13 protein-coding genes are annotated in these 17726 nt (G+C 34.2%); 2 read left to right on the top strand and 11 right to left on the bottom strand.

Annotation, left to right across the window (positions count from 1 at the left end; translation table 11 throughout):
• Window positions 1-23: 23 nt before the first annotated feature.
• Both ACRD62_RS02490 and ACRD62_RS02485 read right to left on the bottom strand, forming a co-directional pair.
• Entirely contained in the window at window positions 24-3590 is a 3567-nt protein-coding gene (locus tag ACRD62_RS02490; protein WP_430818537.1) for an autotransporter-associated beta strand repeat-containing protein, read from the bottom strand.
• Between the two features lie 113 nt (window positions 3591-3703).
• Entirely contained in the window at window positions 3704-4642 is a 939-nt protein-coding gene (locus tag ACRD62_RS02485; RefSeq protein ID WP_430818536.1) for a ketopantoate reductase family protein, read from the bottom strand.
• A 143-nt stretch (window positions 4643-4785) separates the two neighbouring features.
• On the opposite strand from ACRD62_RS02485, the gene ACRD62_RS02480 reads away from it, so the two are divergent.
• Together ACRD62_RS02480 and ACRD62_RS02475 are read left to right on the top strand one after the other, a co-directional pair.
• Window positions 4786-5976: an aldo/keto reductase gene (locus ACRD62_RS02480; RefSeq protein ID WP_430818535.1), complete on the top strand. Its 1191-nt coding sequence runs from the start codon at window positions 4786-4788 to the stop codon at window positions 5974-5976.
• 141 nt (window positions 5977-6117) lie between these two features.
• Entirely contained in the window at window positions 6118-7542 is a 1425-nt protein-coding gene (locus tag ACRD62_RS02475; protein WP_430818534.1) for a sensor histidine kinase, read from the top strand.
• A 24-nt stretch (window positions 7543-7566) separates the two neighbouring features.
• Here the strand turns inward: ACRD62_RS02475 and ACRD62_RS02470 are convergent, their stop codons facing one another.
• From ACRD62_RS02470 to ACRD62_RS02430, 9 genes are all read right to left on the bottom strand, one after another.
• Complete coding sequence (locus ACRD62_RS02470; RefSeq protein ID WP_430818533.1) at window positions 7567-9240, bottom strand: calcineurin-like phosphoesterase C-terminal domain-containing protein; 1674 nt, start codon at window positions 9238-9240, stop codon at window positions 7567-7569.
• A gap of 149 nt (window positions 9241-9389) precedes the next feature.
• Complete coding sequence (locus ACRD62_RS02465) at window positions 9390-10496, bottom strand: methyl-accepting chemotaxis protein (RefSeq protein WP_430818532.1); 1107 nt, start codon at window positions 10494-10496, stop codon at window positions 9390-9392.
• A 27-nt stretch (window positions 10497-10523) separates the two neighbouring features.
• On the bottom strand, window positions 10524-10946 hold the full coding sequence (locus ACRD62_RS02460; protein WP_430818531.1) for a response regulator: 423 nt from the start codon (window positions 10944-10946) through the stop codon (window positions 10524-10526).
• 93 nt (window positions 10947-11039) lie between these two features.
• Window positions 11040-11675, bottom strand: coding sequence for a response regulator transcription factor (locus tag ACRD62_RS02455; protein ID WP_430818530.1), 636 nt, complete (start codon window positions 11673-11675; stop codon window positions 11040-11042).
• Entirely contained in the window at window positions 11672-12586 is a 915-nt protein-coding gene (locus ACRD62_RS02450) for a sensor histidine kinase (protein ID WP_430818529.1), read from the bottom strand. Before ACRD62_RS02450 ends, ACRD62_RS02455 begins: the two co-directional genes overlap by 4 nt.
• Before the next feature lie 6 nt (window positions 12587-12592).
• Window positions 12593-13255 carry a hypothetical protein gene (locus tag ACRD62_RS02445; RefSeq protein ID WP_430818528.1) on the bottom strand — a complete coding sequence of 221 codons (663 nt, stop codon included), beginning with the start codon at window positions 13253-13255 and terminating at the stop codon, window positions 12593-12595.
• A gap of 125 nt (window positions 13256-13380) precedes the next feature.
• Window positions 13381-14751 (bottom strand): S41 family peptidase, encoded by a 1371-nt coding sequence (locus ACRD62_RS02440; protein ID WP_430818527.1) that lies wholly within the window; start codon window positions 14749-14751, stop codon window positions 13381-13383.
• 105 nt (window positions 14752-14856) lie between these two features.
• Window positions 14857-17079 (bottom strand): helix-turn-helix domain-containing protein, encoded by a 2223-nt coding sequence (locus ACRD62_RS02435; protein ID WP_430818526.1) that lies wholly within the window; start codon window positions 17077-17079, stop codon window positions 14857-14859.
• Window positions 17080-17151: 72 nt separating this feature from the next.
• A complete protein-coding gene (locus ACRD62_RS02430; RefSeq protein WP_430818525.1) occupies window positions 17152-17622 on the bottom strand; it encodes a magnesium-dependent phosphatase-1 in 471 nt (156 codons plus the stop codon).
• Between the last annotated feature and the right edge of the window lie 104 nt (window positions 17623-17726).

Here is a 17726-nt window from a genome sequence, read left to right as displayed (position 1 = left end):
TTGAATCAATAATTCTTAACTATCTAATTTTTAACAATTTTAATAATCCTAGGCTGCTTTTTGTCAACAATAATTTCAACCAGATAAAAACCTGACTTTAAGTGATCCAACTGAATAGAGATCTCACCTCTATCCTTTTTACTTACTTTTATCAATTCCTGACCGCTTATAGTCATAATTCTGGTTTCAATATTTACATATGTTTTATCCACATTGATGTTTAAAATGTCATCAACAGGATTAGGATAAATTTGAATATCTGATAAATCTGAATCATCTATTCCGGTTGAAGCAACCACTGATAAAACTCCATTCTCGAATTGCCATTCAAGTCCATCACCAGGAACTGCCGGAATAATCTCCTGTAAAGTTCCTGAATAACTTGAACCTGTGAAAAGCGTAAAAGAGTCACCCGCACTTAATTGACCTGTTATATTTAGGTTTAATATACCGTTATAAGTTACACCAGCTGTACAACTAACTCTGTCATATGTCATCGCAGTAGCATTAATATCCATGCTGGCAGTACTTCCACTGTTCAAATTTAAGCTGGCCACCCTGAAAGTTGCTATACGCTCATCACCAGGTTCTAATGATGCACCTGACCGTACAATAACCGTCCCGTATAAACGACCCGTACCAGCCAAAGTTCCACCTTCCACCGTAGTATAGGCATACGAAGTTTGTGTTCCGTTAATAATTAGTTTCCCATCGGTAACACGTGTTGTTCCGGCATAGGTATTATAACCTGTCAATCGCCAATATCCGGTTCCTTCCTTCACGATACTTGTTGTTCCATTGTACTTGTAATTCGAACACTCATTATTGATAACACCGTTAAAAGTTTCGTCTGTTCCGGCACCACCAACAATCCATGTCATGGTGGCTGCATTGTTTTGCTTATCAGCTCCCGATAATTTCGTTCCTATGTCACCTGATAAACCACCCAAACGCATGGTACTGGCATTTTTCCAACAAATTACTTTAGTTGTTCCGGTTGTCACTAATCTTCCATTAGGTATACCATTTGTATTATTCAACATCAACTGATTGCCATCGCTGGTTGTTCCTAAACCATTGGCATATAAAGTACCACTAAACTGCGACCAGTCACCTTGTATGTATTCACGAACGTAATAAATATCATAATTAAGAATACCCTGACCACTAACATTACCTTTGAGGTAGCAGGTTCTGTCCATTTGGAAATAACTGGTTGTATTACCTTCAACCTCCATATCAAAAGTATAGGTTTCATAATTGGCACTCTCTCCACCCCATAGTTTCAACCTTCCACCACCAAGCACAACCTTGCCCGATGTTCCCATACCAGCAGTATTTGTAAGAGCCGTCATACCATTTAATTCCAATGTTCCGCCAACAATCGCTGTTTGACCTATATATGAATTCTCTTTTGTTAAAACCAGGTTTCCATCGCCTGATTTTATCAAACTACCCTGTCCGCCAATATTACCAGCAATGGTAACAGTAGAACTACTGTTTCTGACTGAGAATTCAGTTGTTTCATCCAAAGCAACACTGCGATCTGTAGAAACCGATGCTCCTGTATAATCGATCTTTCCTCCTAACCAAACCCAGTTAAAATCATAGTTCTGAGATGCACCAATAGAACTTGCTATTCCACCATTAGCTAAAGTGCTTATTTCCATTACTCCATCATGAATCACAGTTGCTCCGGTGTAATTATTACTACCGGTTAATGTTAATGTTCCTGATCCGGTCTTATTCATTGATGTTGTTCCTGCAATCGCACTTCCTGAAAATGTATAGTTACTATCAGCATTTACAACTATGGCAGCAGGCTGAACTTCATCTGAAACATTGATCACCTGATCTCCTTCCATCGTGCCGAAAAGCACAGAACTATTATTGGTATAACTTACTTGCGCACCATCAGCCAACCAGTTAGCTGAAGCAGTATTCCAATTCTGATTTTCATTTCCATTCCAGCTCATATCTTCTTCAAAAGTATCGATATCCAACACTTCAACCGGAACAGGCTTTGTTTTGCATGTTAAAACAGTTGAATACTCAGATTCAATACTGGCATTGAACGCTTTTACTCTAAATACACCTTCCTCTTCGGGTTGTAAATCAGAAATTGTAAATACGAACTCATTGACACTTGTAGTTCCAATCTGAGTAAATACACCGTTAAGTTGCCTTTCAATAATATAGCCATCTTCCTGTTCTGAATAGTCATACCATTCCAATGTAAGAGATGTTTGTGTTGAAGAGGCTAAACGAAGATTTAAAGGCTTTCGCAGATAAGCCTGAGTATGTGTAGCATCAATACTATTAATATAATTCTCAATATTTGTATATCCATTCGCTGCCAAACTCATCGCATCAGAGGCTGAGCTGGAATTCAAACCATTGTCATTCTCCCACCAATCAGGCATGCCATCCCCATCTGTATCAACTCTGCTTTCACCTGTCCATAAATTCCAACCGTCTGGGGCCCCAAACGGAAGTTCTTCTTCTGAGGTAATGATTTTACCCATCTCTCCAAGCGACTTCACCTCATTAACCAAATAATAATCAACATAATCGCGACAAGGTAAAGATGCCCCAACATCTGGAAGTAGTGATTCAAGTACTTCCTGTGAAGTTATCGTTGGTAAAACCGGATAGTCGAACCGCTCATCCTTAAAAGTGGGACCACCCGCATAATCAGAATATGGTACCAGAGCACCATTCAGATTTCCGTCTTTATCTCCATCATACCAGTTATCATCGGCATAAATATTAAAGTTAGCATTGGCTCCGCTTAAAGGAACATTCCCATCATCAGGACCTTTGATAAAATAATTACTGACACAATTGGCATATGATAATCCTTCAGAATCTCCTCCCATGATATACGCAGCACTACGCCAATTGTAAACCATATTATTTACATATTGGTTTACACCTTTTATCTTATTATTTCGTGTATCATTATCAACATAAAGATTTCGGTATAATGTTACACCGCCATTTGTCTGAATCAATCCACCGGCAGAATGGCTCATCAAACCTTGCGCTATAATACAATTCTGAATAGTTATATTGGTTGGTTCAGTTCCCTTGCCATCCCAGCTTACTGAGAAAGTCTCATCGCGTCCCCAGGATATTGAGCAGTGATCAAAAATCATGTTTGAGCCATTGGCAACACCCAGAGCATCTTTACCACTATCGCCATACTTCTCTCCCATCCGGAACTTCATATAACGGCAAATACTATTATCAGCTCCGGAAAACGAAACCCTGTTTCCATAAACAGTTATACCCTCCCCCGGTGCTGTCTGACCAGCAATATATATGTTTGATTTAGCAATTAGCACAGAGTTTAGTTTGATAACTCCAGCTACATCAAATACAATAATTCGATTACTCTGACTCATTGCATCTCGCAAAGAGCCTGTTCCTGAATCATTCAAATTTGTTACATGATAAACAGAACCATACCGGCCACCAACGGAATACTTTCCGAATCCTTCAGCTCCGGGAAAGGCCAATTGTTGACCATTAATAGTAAGAAATAACATTGAGGCCTGCAAAAGCAGAAATAGGTAGATTTTTTTCATTGGAAATTTGTTAGCTTAGATTAGTTATAAACTTACCTATTTCCCAAAATCTTTAGTTGTCAATCCATTTTTAAACATGGAAAATTGTTCATATTCTACCTTATTTCAAACATTCATCTCCCATTCAAACCTAGTCCTCTGGCTTTTAACTCCATTGGCAATATACAGTTATAAACAAAACGGTTAACCGGAACATCAATTCCATATTTCTGAGCAAGTTTCACAACAGTTCCGTTTTGATATTCAATTTCAGATGGTTTGCCTTCCCATACATCCCTGGTTAAAGAAGAAGTTGATTTATATGGAAAGGAATCAATAAAGGATACCGTTTTATCAATAAAATCAGGTTTAATATTTACACCCTTCTTTTGTGATAAATCATAAACCTCATTTAGCAAATTAATCATCATCTGACGTGTTTCTTTTAATTCACACATCTCACCATAGGTTGTTTTAGTTACTGCAAGCAGCGCACTTACACAAATAGAAATGAATTTCTTCCAGACATCGGCCTCAATATCTCTTGAGGCTTTATAATTAATACCTGCCTTATCAAACGATTCAGAAAGGCCTTTCATTCGTTTGCTATCAGGTTTATCCATCTCACCAAAAACAATTTCAGGCCTGACTCCAAAATGATTAATGACACCGGGAGCCTCAATCTTACTAATAATGCGACAAAGTCCATTTAACACATGGGAAGGATTAATCACCTCACATAATTCTTCAGCAGCTAAAACTCCATTTTGCAGCGGTAAGATCATTGTATCAGAATGAATAATTTTATTGATATCCTCACGAACTTCCTTTATCTGCCATGCTTTAACAGCTGTAATAATTAAATCAGGATTTTTAATATCCAGAATCTTATCAGTTGCCTTAATATCTTCCACTCGAAAATCGCCATCAATACTTCTTACGATCAGTCCATTATCCTGAATCGCTTTAAGATGTTCTCCCCTGGCCACAAATGTTACCTTATTACCAGCCTGTGCCAATTTAGCCCCAAAATATCCTCCAACTCCTCCGGTTCCTATTATAGCTATATGCATGATAAATGTCGATGTTAGTTTACTTTAACAAAAATAACAGAGTGATTTTTATAAACACAAATAAATAACACATATGAACCTTCATATTTCAGTTTTGTTGATGTTTCAAGTACTTTTGCATCACAAAAATCAGGTAAGAAGGAATGGAATACAGAAGATTCGGGAAAACAAATAAGAATATTAGTGTGATTACATTGGGTGGAATGCGTTTTAAGCATGTTTGGGATAACCCCAGACAAGAAATTCCAACTGATACACAGGATCATTGTAATCAATTAGTAGATCAAGCCATTAAAAGTGGCATCAATCATTTTGAAACAGCGTACGGTTATATCAAAAGTGAAACTGCTTTTGGTCGGTCATTGAACGATGAACTAAAAATTGATCGCTCTTCTTATTACCTGATGACAAAAGGAAATCCGAATACTGCAGAAGAAACACGACGCCTGGTTGAAGAACAACTAAAAACGCTGAAAACAGATTATTTTGATTTTTACGCATGGCATGGTATTAACACTGACGATTTGTTGAAATCTGCATGCAAATCAGGTGGGCCGGTTGAAGAGCTACTTAAAATGAAAGAAGAGGGCATCATTAAACATGTTGGATTTAGTACTCATGCTCCTCTACAAACGATTCTAAATGCCATTAATACTGAATATTTCGAATTTGTTAATCTTCACTATTACTATTTCTATCAACGTAATGAGGCTGCAGTAAAACTAGCTCAGCAAAAAGATATGGGTGTTTTTATTATTTCTCCCAACGACAAAGGTGGTCAGTTATACAAGGCTCCTGAAAAAATAAAAAAAGCAATTCCCAACACTACACCTATTCAATGGAATGCCCGATTCTGTTTGAGTAATCCTGCCATTCACACTTTATCGTTTGGGATGACTGAATTAGCCCATTTTGAAGAAATGAAAGGAATCTTCCCAACCCATGTTCCTTTAAAAGAATCTGATCAGAAGATTAAATTCAACCTTGATCAAATGATAAACGATGATCCTTATGCATCTTTTGACGCTTACCAACTGGAAGAGGATCCATCGGAACTGGACATTCCATTACTTCTTCATTGGCGTAAACTATGGAAATGTTACGATTTGCTTGCCTTTGCAAAATATCGCTATAAAGAATTGAAGACTCCTAACCATTGGGTACCTGGTGTATATGCAACCCCCGATGCCATCGATAAGATTGATTTCTCCAAAGTTCCTGACAATTTTCCATTGCGTGAAATGTTGAATGAGCTGCATCATGCATTATACCAAGCTCCAATTGATTTTTCTAATCTTAAAAACTCAAAAATATCACTCGTAAAAAAAGAATAGCCTCATAAAATCGACGTAAAACCTTTATTAATCAAAACAATTTAAAGTAAAGTCCATAAATTTAAATACCATTTGATTTTTTTATAATTTTGATGCCACAAGACATCCCAACGCCGCAGTTTCAAATCGAATTATATTTAAATGGTATTAAAACGTCTTGCCAGAAGATTTTATCTTTCTGATAAAGAAACTGATAAGATTATTCTGGAAAAATATTATCAGTTTCTTCCTCAACTAATACTTAAGTATTATAAGGTATTGCTGCCTTTTATGCTAACAGTATTTATAACTTATTGCTTTACCGATCATTACCTTCGTAAAATACCGGAATTAACTTACACACGCATTCCTGCGATAGTAATGATTATCTTCTTAATAGTTATTCAATATTCACCACTTAAGCAAAAAAGAAAACTTGTTGTTATTAGTAATAACCTCTATGTATTAAGTATGCTATTTATGGGATTAGGAATTATTTCCATCACCATTAAGCATAACCTAATAAATCCAGGTATTACAGCTTTCATAATGCTAAATGTTGGTTCATATTTCTTTATAAAAGGCTTTCTTTCCATAATTTTGGTTTATTTAATACCATTAACCATATCCGTTTTGGCTTTAGTTTACGGTATACCTCTATACTCTGCCAAACCTGTTGAATTCATCAACCCATTGGTAATATATATCGGAGTTATCGCTGTTAGTATTCTTAGTGAAAAAGCGAGGTTTAAAGAATTTTACTACAAAACCAAACTGGCTGAAGAAAAAAGCCGCACCGATAACCTTTATAAAGAAGTTGTAAATCAAAATTCCGAACTTATTACTTTAAATAAAGCTAAGAAAGAGGCTTTATCAGAGTTAACCGTGTCTAATGCGACTAAGGATAAACTATTCTCGATCATCGCACATGATCTGCGTCAACCTTTTTCGGTGTTAATTGGACTATCAAAAGTTCTGGTTGAAGATAGCAAGTTCTTGACGGAAGATGATTTGATAGAATTTCATAAACAAATTCACTTGGCATCTGAGTCTACCTATAAACTTCTTGAGAATCTGTTACATTGGTCAATAACTCAGACTAACTCTTTAGTATTAAATCCTTCACCTTATTCAATCAACACACTCATTCAGGAAGCTTTTTCTGAAGTATTTCCTTCATCAGAACAGAAGCAAATAAAAATAAAGACTCAACTAAAAAGTGACGAGCTTGTATTTGTTGACAAAGATGCTTTCATGGCCATTACAAGAAATATTCTTTCAAATGCTATTAAATTTTCAGAGCCTAAAGGTGAAATTCAAATAAGTACTTTGATTAAAAATCAAAAGATAGTATTGTCAATAAAAGATTATGGTTCAGGAATAAAGAAAGATACATTAGATAAAATTTCAAATTCAATTATTGTTGAATCTCAACCGGGTACCAAAAATGAAAAAGGTACCGGACTGGGCCTCGCATTGTGCCGTGATTTAGTAAAAAGATCAAATGGTTCAATACGATTCGAAAGCGAACCAGGACAAGGAACAACAGTTACACTGGAACTTCCCGTCGCAGCAAATGATAACTAAAACATTAATAACAACATTCGAATACTATTTATCTTCAATACGTAATGATTGATATGCCTTAAACATTCTTCCATATCGATCTTTTGCTTCTACTTCAATAATATACCTTCCTGCATCAAAATCAGTTCCTATATTTGCCTCCCAAATATGAGTCGTATTAGCTGGCCCAATCAATGGAGATCCCGGAAAATCATGAACAGTCAGTGTTGAATCTGCCAACCATACTTTATCCAGATTAATCTTTTTAAAATTTACCCAACGTTGTGCTATCTTTTCGTAATAAGGATCAAATTTTTCAACACTCCTCATCTCCTTCCAGTTTGTTTGTCCTTTAATCCGAAACCTCAATTGCGACTGTTCACAACCATTAAAGAAATTGACGGTTAGTAATGTTGTATCTGATGAATGTGCGACTACACCTCGTGGTACATATATGTTCATTTGATGATCTTCAGCACTTCCGGCGACTTTCCAGTCAATTACATAATCCGTTCCATTGAAATTGACAAAAGCATAACCGTTGGGCACTCCATCCCTCATCATTGTATGTGGCACATCATTTTCGTTACGTAATCCGCACCACCAGCTTCCACAGGTTGCGCCAGCATTAAAATGGTGATGAGGCATATTTTGTTGCCAGCTACTATTAGTTGTATTAAAATAATAATTGTTTAATAAATGAGTGTGACCCGAAATTGAAAGAGTGTTTGGAAAATCTTTTAATAAATCAAATAATTGATCCTGATCGGCAGAGCGAAAACTTCTTCCCTGTAAATCAAATGGAATATGCATATTAAGCACTACCAGATCTTCTTTGGGAACTTCTTTTAAATAATTACTTACAAAAGTTAGTTGTTCTGGTCTTAATCCACCTTCATACTTTGTTGAACCCACTTCTTCGTGATGAAGAATATCATCTAAAACGATGAAATGCACTTTACCATAAACAAAAGCATAAGTTGAAGGCCCGTAAACCCTTTTAAAAGTATCATCGGACTGTTTATCATCGGGCGACATATAATTCACATCATGATTGCCCATTACATTATACCATGGAATACCTATCTGATTGATGGTTTCATTTAGTGGTTTATATAAATCCAGATTGTCTCCGACCACATCACCCATTGTCATCCCAAAAAGAATATCATTTTTATCAACCAGTTCTGTTATGATATCCTCAGCTAAAAAATCAACCTGCTCCAAATTATATGGTTGCGTATCGCCAAATACAAGTATTTTAAAATTGTCAGAATCCTGATGCGGATATAAAGGAAAATTAATCTGATCGGGCAATTCTCCAGTAGGTGCTATTCCTTTATATTTATAATTATCAGGCGATCCCTTTTCTTTACGTAGGTAATAAAACTGGGGCAAATTATGTTCATTCAATGGTGTCATCCATCCGGCAGGTTTTATTACAAAGATGACCGCATCATCCGATACAGGTATCTCGTATTTTCCTTTCTTATCGGTTTTAACAATATCAATTCCATTTGATACCAACACACCTCCAATTCCCTTCTCGTTGTTATCTTTTACCCCATTCTTATTTGCATCGTTAAAAACAAAACCTTTGGCCTGCAAAATAGATTCAGTCTTTTGATAAGTACCTGTCTCAACTAAATTTTCTTTTCCCTGACCAACAACAGACGATAACGCAAAAGAAAATACAATAATTAGATTAATATATTTCATAATAAACAGTAATTGACAACAATGCAAATTACACAATATGAATCAACTATTCATGAAATAAAGCTTACTAAATTGTAAAAAACAAAAAAGGTTAATCCCAAAAATGATCGAGACTAACCTTTATACTAATTTCCTTGTAAAACAATTAATCAAACTTTGAAATAGGAGATATTTTTCTTTATAATTATAACTTCATCTTCAATATCAGTCGAATTATTCATCATTTGATCTGCAATAAAAGTTGCTCCGTTAGCTTTTTGTGATATAATCTGCATTGCTTCGTTCATTTGTTCAATTCCTGCATTTTGTTGAAGACCGGCAGATGATATCTCGTGAATCGATTCAGTTGATTTTTCTATTTTCGGCACTACCTCTTTAAACCTATCACCAACAAAATGTGTAAGTTGCAAACTATTTTCAGCTTCTTTGGAGATTGATGCAGCTACTTCTTTACTTTTATCAGCCAGTTTGCGAACTTCTGCTGCAACTACCGAAAAGCCTTTTCCGTTTGCACCAGCATTTGCAGCCTCAACTGCTGCGTTTAGTGATAATATATTTGTTTGAAAAGCAATATCAGTTATCATATTTATTTGTTGAGCAATAGAAGAAACTGCAGTCAAACTTTTCATGGACGCATCGTGCACAGCAATAACTTCCTCTTGTGTTTCTGAAGCATATTGTGATGCTTTTTGAGAATTTAAATTGTTACTGGCTATATTACTAGCCATTTCTTCCATTGTTGAAGAAAGTTCCTCTAAAGAAGATGCTTGCTCATTTATTCCACTGGTTACATGAATAGATGTAGTTTTCAGCTGTTTAGCCAATTCCTCAAATTTACTAATACTTTTGTGTGTATCAGTTATAATGGTCATTAGTTGAGATTTCAGATTAAATAGTGAATTCGTTAGTACACCCAACTCATTTTTCAATTCACTTTTTTCAATATGAATATTGATTTCACCATTTGCCAAATGATTTGCTTGTTTGATAGCTTCATCCAAAGGTTTACGAAGCAATTTATTTAAATAACTAAATACAATAAATCCTATTGTTATATTAATAACCGTAACAATAAAGGATTGCCAACCCTGTAATAAAGGTTTAAAATAGGATGTATAACTTATAAATAGAATAAATAATACTATGTAGAAACTAAACGTAAACATTATTGATTTACGAAATATTATTCTTAAAAGTAAATAAGCAACAGGGATTGTTGCAATGGCAATTATACCTTGTTTAATAAATTCATTCATTTTTTCAAATATTTAATTATCTCCTGATTATTTATCTGACATTAGTTTAATTTGATGTGGAAATGCATATTGCGAATCACTAACTATATTTAAAACATCGCCTATTTTATTCGCAACATGAACCTTACTTACGAACCCTCTGAAACCTGAAGTAATTAGGTCTTGTAAATAAACCTCTTCCTCATAAAGAGATACTGCAACCAACTTAATTCTTGGATTTATAAAATTTATTTGTTTACCAACATCGATACCATTCAAATCAGGCATATTGATGTCAATAATTGCTATATCGGCCAAGAATAATTTAGGATGCTTTAAAAGGTCAATACCACAATTAGCTTCACCTATTATCTGTAGGTGTTTAAATTTTGACAAAAGGATTTTAAGACCAATTATAAAATCTTGATTATCATCAGCTATAATTACTGAAAAATTTTTATTCTCTTCCATGTTGAATTTAACGATGGAAGTATGGCATAGTTTGGAAGAGAACACTAATCTATATAAGAATACCCCTAAAAATAAATAGGGTAAACCCTATTGTTATAATTTTACTATCTTACTTTTAACTGCCCAAACGATTAATCCTGCATTATTTACAGTGTCAGTTTTTCGCATTAGCTTACTTTTATTCTTTTCAATGGTTTTTATACTAACACACAATTCATCAGCCAATTGCTTATTCGAATATCCTTTACAAATATTGGTTAACAAAATCAAATCATCTTCATTTAATTCAATTTTATTATTCTTTTTCCTATCAGCCTCATTCTCTATAACGGCTTTGTATAACAGTTCCTCAGAAAAAAAAGTTTGTCCACTAAAAACTCTACGAATACCTTTCTCTAAATCAGTAGAAGAAGACTGTTTTAAAATAAAACCTTTAACACCTGCTAAAAGAGCGTCATAATAATAATCGCTTTCCATATGCATCGAAAGAATCATTATTTTCAGGTCAGGATCCATTGCTAACGCCTGTTTAGTTGCTTGAATTCCATCCATCTGAGGCATATCAATATCGCATAAAACGATATCAGATTTAACGGCATCAAAATTATTTATCCATTCCAACCCATTAGAATATTCTCCAACAATGATAAAATCTTTGATTTTATTAACAATCAACTTAATACCTTCCCTTACAATTGCGTGATCATCAACCAGTAATATCCGAATCATAGATCTTTATTTACATTCATTTGAATAACAACCTTCACCCCCCTACCTGGCTCTGTTTCAAAGATAACCTTGCCTCCAACATTGTCAATCCTATTGTGTATATTATTCAAACCATTCCCCTTTTTTATTCCTTCAAAATAATCAAAACCAATTCCATTATCCAAATAGGTTACAGTAACATTATCATCTATTTGTTTGATACTAATGCTAATTTGACTGGCTTTGCTATATTTTAATGTATTATTAATCAACTCTAAAATAGCACGATACAGTGTAAATTCAATTATTTCCTTATTAAATTCTAGAGCTGAAGACTCCAAGTGAACTTTAATACCAGACACACTATTAATATTTTGCAAAAATGTTTGTATGGCCTTTTCTAAACCGTATTGTTTCAATATATGTGGGCTCTCATTATTAATAAGCATTCGTAACTCATGTAACGCATCATTCAGCAATTGATTAAGTCTGCTAAGATATTCCTCATTAACTTCTTTCTCATCATTCAGACTATGCACATAGATTTTGGCAGTTGTCAATAAAGGCCCCAATCCATCATGTAACTCACGACCAATACGTTCTTTCTCCTTCTTCTCTGTTGTAATAATACTTTCAATTATTTCCTGTCTTTTTTTAAGCCTTTCCGTTTGATCAATCAAGGTGCATATGACTTCATCTTCGGTTAAAGTATAATGTGCACGAACATTTTTCTTACCATTATATTTTGTAGTAATCTCATATTCAATGACATTTTCACGAAAAACCTCAAAAGATTTAACTTCATTTAATATCTCTTTCCACACCCTATTTCGTTCATCAGCATCAGGATATAATTTAATCATCCAATCTTCAATGGTTGGCGTTTCATCTATACTATATCCAAAATACTTTTCATACTCCTTATTAACCATAGTTATTTACCGGTTCTTATTAAAAGTTGCAACCGGTACAGGCAAGTACTCTAAAGTATGTTTAATCTTTTCTTCAGTATTAATATGATTCATTAATTCAATCTTATAAGCATTAAAGAACTTAAACATCGAAAAAACAGAAACATAGGATATAAAAAAGATAATCAGTAAATCAACAATCCAATTTAAATGACTATATGAAAAATAAGCTCTTGTATAGTCTAACGTTATAACACCTTTTACAAATAATGATGCTAAAAAAATATAACTAAATGAGATTATTAAAACGGTTAGAACAAATAATTTAAAACGCAGAAATAAGAATGCTATTGCTACAAAAACTACAATAAAAATGCCTGCACTACTATAAAATCCAAATCGATAAAATCCTGAGACAATCAAAAAATAAAGAAGAGTCAAAAAAACTCCAACTTTAAAACTGATATTAAAACTATTCCTCCATATAGAAATTACGATAATGATAACAGCCTGAATAAGTTTATAAAAAAATTGAATATTAAAACCATCCCAGAACAAGTAAATATCGTATAGTGTAATAGGCAAAATAAAAATTACCAACCCAATCCAAACTTGATTAATAATCGAGCTCCTTATTTCGAGTAAAATATTAGTAAAACTATTAGGAAATGAAAAGTAATCTTTTTGCATTTCAATATTATTTATCCGCTATTCATTAAAATAGCATTCCTCACTATTACTATCTTTCTTAACTGTCAATTAGAACAAAAAATATAAAATATAGTTGAGTGAAATGAGAATTCAAGCTTGAATAATTAATTATATAAGATTAAATCATAAGCGAAATTCAGAATCATATTTTTTTTGTCAACAAGGTTATAGTCCGGTTTTACTCCTTCTTCTGGGCTATCACCGCCAAACTGAGTAAACTTTTTAGGCGCAACAAAAAATGATATTTTGGTAACCGGAGTTTCCTGAAACCAATAATCACCGTAGAACTCTGATTTACCTCCTGTTTCTTCGCCAACAATTGTTCCTAGGTTCCAGTTCTTAAAGACTCCGGCAAAAGTAGAAGCTGCACTGGCTGTTCCTTTGTTAATGAGTAAATATAAGTCTCCCATAAAACGATTCGACTTAAAAGGAGGTATCTTTATTTGTACAGGAATCAGATTAAGGCTATCTGATTTTGACTGTTTTAGCATCTCGTACTTATCAGGATAGTTTAGTTGATAATATTTTAATAATTCCTCGCTTACCCTTGTTTCGATCAGTTTATATTGTGCATAACTCTGATCGGTAATATAATTCATTAGCGAATCTACTACTACGCTTCTACCACCTCCATTATCTCTTACATCAATGATGAGATTACGTATACCTTTACTATTTATTAAGGTAAATGCACTATCGGCAAAAGTGCAAAACTCATCCAGTTTTCCAAATGATTTTATGGTCATCTGGGCAATTGAATTTGATTCGTCTAATTCTAATGCAAAAAGTTTCTCTTTTACCTGACTATTACGATTTTTATTAAGTAAAAACTCATCACTGGTAATACCCTGAACTTTTACGTGTTTTATACGATGTTTACTATTGGTTATTAATAAATCATAATCACCTTCCCAACCATAAACTATCCATATCAGAAACCTAAAATAAGATGCAATCTGCTTTTGCCTTAAATAAGAAGATTTATCTCCAAAAAGAATTTCCATCCTCTCGATTATCTCTTTGACATTAATGCCATTTATATTTAAAATCTCTTCTCCTCCAATAAATAAAGCAGAGTCATTTCCACAATAGTAATCCACATACATTGAACCTTCTTGTATCTTTACATAAAACGGAAATACCAAACCTCCTGCTTCCGTATAAATCTTTCGTTGATCAAAAGGAATCTGAACCCCACTATGTCCATCCTCCAAATGAGCCATTAGATTAGCCATCAACAAATAGCACTCATTCTGAGTAAGACTATCAGGCAATTCATTTTTAATCTCATGTACCTTACTGTTCCACCAATTAATTTTATCTTCCTTTAACATGAGTGGATGAATGGCACAAACTTTTTGAGATAAATAATCAATATCTGATTCAACTTCTGCTTTTGAATAATATTGGTAGTTCAATTGCCCGAAGACAATCGTAGGAAGTAAAACAAATAATAAAAGAAGCCTATTCTTCATAGTTGGATTTCGTAAATCGTCAGATAATATAAGGGACTGTAAATATAGGCACTTATAAGGAAAAATAAATAACTCTATAATATTTAAAGAAATTAACTAATCGCATTATTGACTCAAATGTGCCAATACCAACTTAATATCTCCATAAGTAACTTTCGATCCCATTGCATGTTTAATTTCGTTCAACAATGGCATATCATTTTCTTTGCAGTACTTAACAATTTTCTTAACCACTTTATCACTTACTAAATCAAACACATCTATATCGCCAATTTGCACATAATGTGCCAGGTGGGTTTCTATAGTTGACTCTGTTAAACCTCGTTCTTCCGAAATTTCTTTAATGGTTTTACCATCCTTATAAAGAGTGTAGGTTATTTCTTTGGTCGATATTTTAGGAGTCTTGGTTTCTTTACTCTGTTTAGTCGAACTTCTTTTTGTTCTACTTTGTGTCGACTCAAATAAAGGCATATCCTTTAATGATTCCTTGTTAACCTCTTTCTTTTCAATAGCAGATTTTAAGAGAATTTCGGCTTTAAATATATGTTGTAACTGACGGGTGAATAAACGATCTACTTCATCCAATTCTTTCAGATATTTCTTTAATCCTTTAGTTCCTTTCAAATCCTCAGCATGCTCTTTTACCTTTTTTGATAAAGCCATTAATTGAGGTTCAAAATATGTTTTAGCATCTCCTACTCTTTTATAAAGATGTTCTAACATGCCTGTTTTATTCTCAAAAACAATTTTTCTAATCTGAAGCTTAAACTGATCACCGACTTTACGCAACGGTAAAAACTCTTGTAACAAATCCTCTGCCCATTGATTATATTGCTGTTTTCCAGATCGTTTCTCATCCTTATCATACGAATCAACATGAAAAGCCAAACCACTGTTTAACCATGCAAAATCAAAAGCATCCATGGCCATTTCCGAAACATACTGAATGGTAGCCTTTTCCAATTCATTTGTTAATGTATCTGCTGGCTGAACATGAGAGGTAAACTCGGTTACCTGCTGATCGCAAGCCAATCCTTGAGTTGGTAATGCAGCTGTCAAAGTCAACCCTTCCAGACTTGTTAGCCTGGATAAGGCAACATAAATCTGACCAGGAGCAAATGCCTGCGAAACATCAATTACTGCCTTATCAAAAGTCAATCCCTGGCTTTTATGAACGGTTATGGCCCATGCTAGTTTTATTGGATAATGAGTAAAAGTTCCAATCACCTTTTCTTCAATTTCACCCGTTTCAGCATTAAGCGAAAAACGTTTATTTTCCCAGCTATATGTCTCCACAATTGCTGATGGTGATCCATCCTGAAAAGTCACTTCGATAAAATCATCTTTTAACGTATTTACTGTCCCAATCTTTCCATTAAAATAGCGTTGTTCGCCCGAGTAATCATTCTTTACAAACATTACCTGAGCCCCTTTCTTTAGTACCAGTTTTTCTTCGATAGGATAAGTAAACTCATTAAAATCACCGGATATTTGGGCCTTAAAAACGAATGATTTACCAGGAAGTTCACCCAAAGCTCTTCGATTTATATCATCAGCTTTGTAATTATGGGTAGTTAAAAAAACATTTCCTTTGTCACTCAAATGATCAAAATCGGGCTGATAACATTTATTCAATAAATCAACATCTGCTTTGGTAAATTTATTGTCGCGCAGGTTATTTAATAAATTGACAAATTGTGCATCAGACTGGCGGTAAATTTTTTCAAGCTGAATAACAATAGGTGCCTGTTGTTTTAAGGCAAGAGAATGAAAGAAATAATACCCATTGTAATAATTGGATAAATACCTCCATTCATCTTCTTTTACAACTGGTGGAAGCTGCAATAAATCACCGATAAATAAAACCTGCACACCCCCAAAAGCAATGTCGCGCTGCCGTCTTACCGAACGCAAAATAGCATCAATGGCATCCAATAAATCGGAACGAAGCATACTTACCTCATCGATAATCAACAACTCCAATTCTTTAAGCATATTTCGCTTTACCTGATGAAGTTTTATCTTACTCAATAAGCTTTTCGGGGTATTTATCTGCGTTGACGTTTCATTAGAAAAACGAATATTGTTATCCGGAATAAAAGTTCCATAAGGTAACTGAAACAATGAATGCAGTGTGACACCACCCGCATTTATAGCAGCAATACCTGTTGGTGCCGCTACAATTGTATTTTTATGTGTATTTGCTGTAATCTCGCGAAGTAAAGTAGTTTTACCCGTTCCGGCTTTTCCGGTCAGAAAAATACAACGGTTGGTATTATTGATATATCTTTTGGTTAATTCTGCAATATGATTGTATTCGGTGGCCATAGTCACTTTTTATTGTAAAGCAAAGGTCGGCATTTTACCCGAATGACAAAATTCTTCAAATCTTTCAATTATCTATTTCAATGAGGCTATTGCCTTTTTTACAATAGAAGTATTTATTCCATCGCGTACATACACAGCATGCACTCCAAGTGAACCAACCTCTTGAATATTTCGCATTTCATCATCAAAAAACACCATCTTATTGAAGGGAATTCCGCTATCTTTTTTTAATTGATTAAAATGGGCTATTTTACTACTTGGATATATCTCCTGATAGGCAAAGAAGTCTTCAATTTCAAATAAATCAAGAAGTTGACGAGCCCAGGATGGAGCACTCGTTCTTGAAGCTAAAGCCATTATTATATTCTCACTCGTCAAATCTTCCAAAATGCTTCTTACTTCGGGATACAAAACGATTTGAGAACCATACGAATCAACCACATGATTATTTACCCTTTTGTATGGTGGATTGGTGCAATCACACCAGGTACCACCGGCATCCCACAAAGTAAAGTCCAGATCAAAAACAACTAGCTTATCCATACAACAAAAATAAAAGTATCAAAGAAAAAAGGAAGCGTGATAAAATAAAATTCCCGGATCACATGCTAGATGGTAATCCGGGAGATTATACTTTCATTCCAATT

Source organism: Carboxylicivirga caseinilyticus (assembly GCF_050589785.1).
Lineage (GTDB): Bacteria > Bacteroidota > Bacteroidia > Bacteroidales > Marinilabiliaceae > Carboxylicivirga > Carboxylicivirga caseinilyticus.
This window is presented reverse-complemented; position numbering and strand designations above follow the sequence as displayed.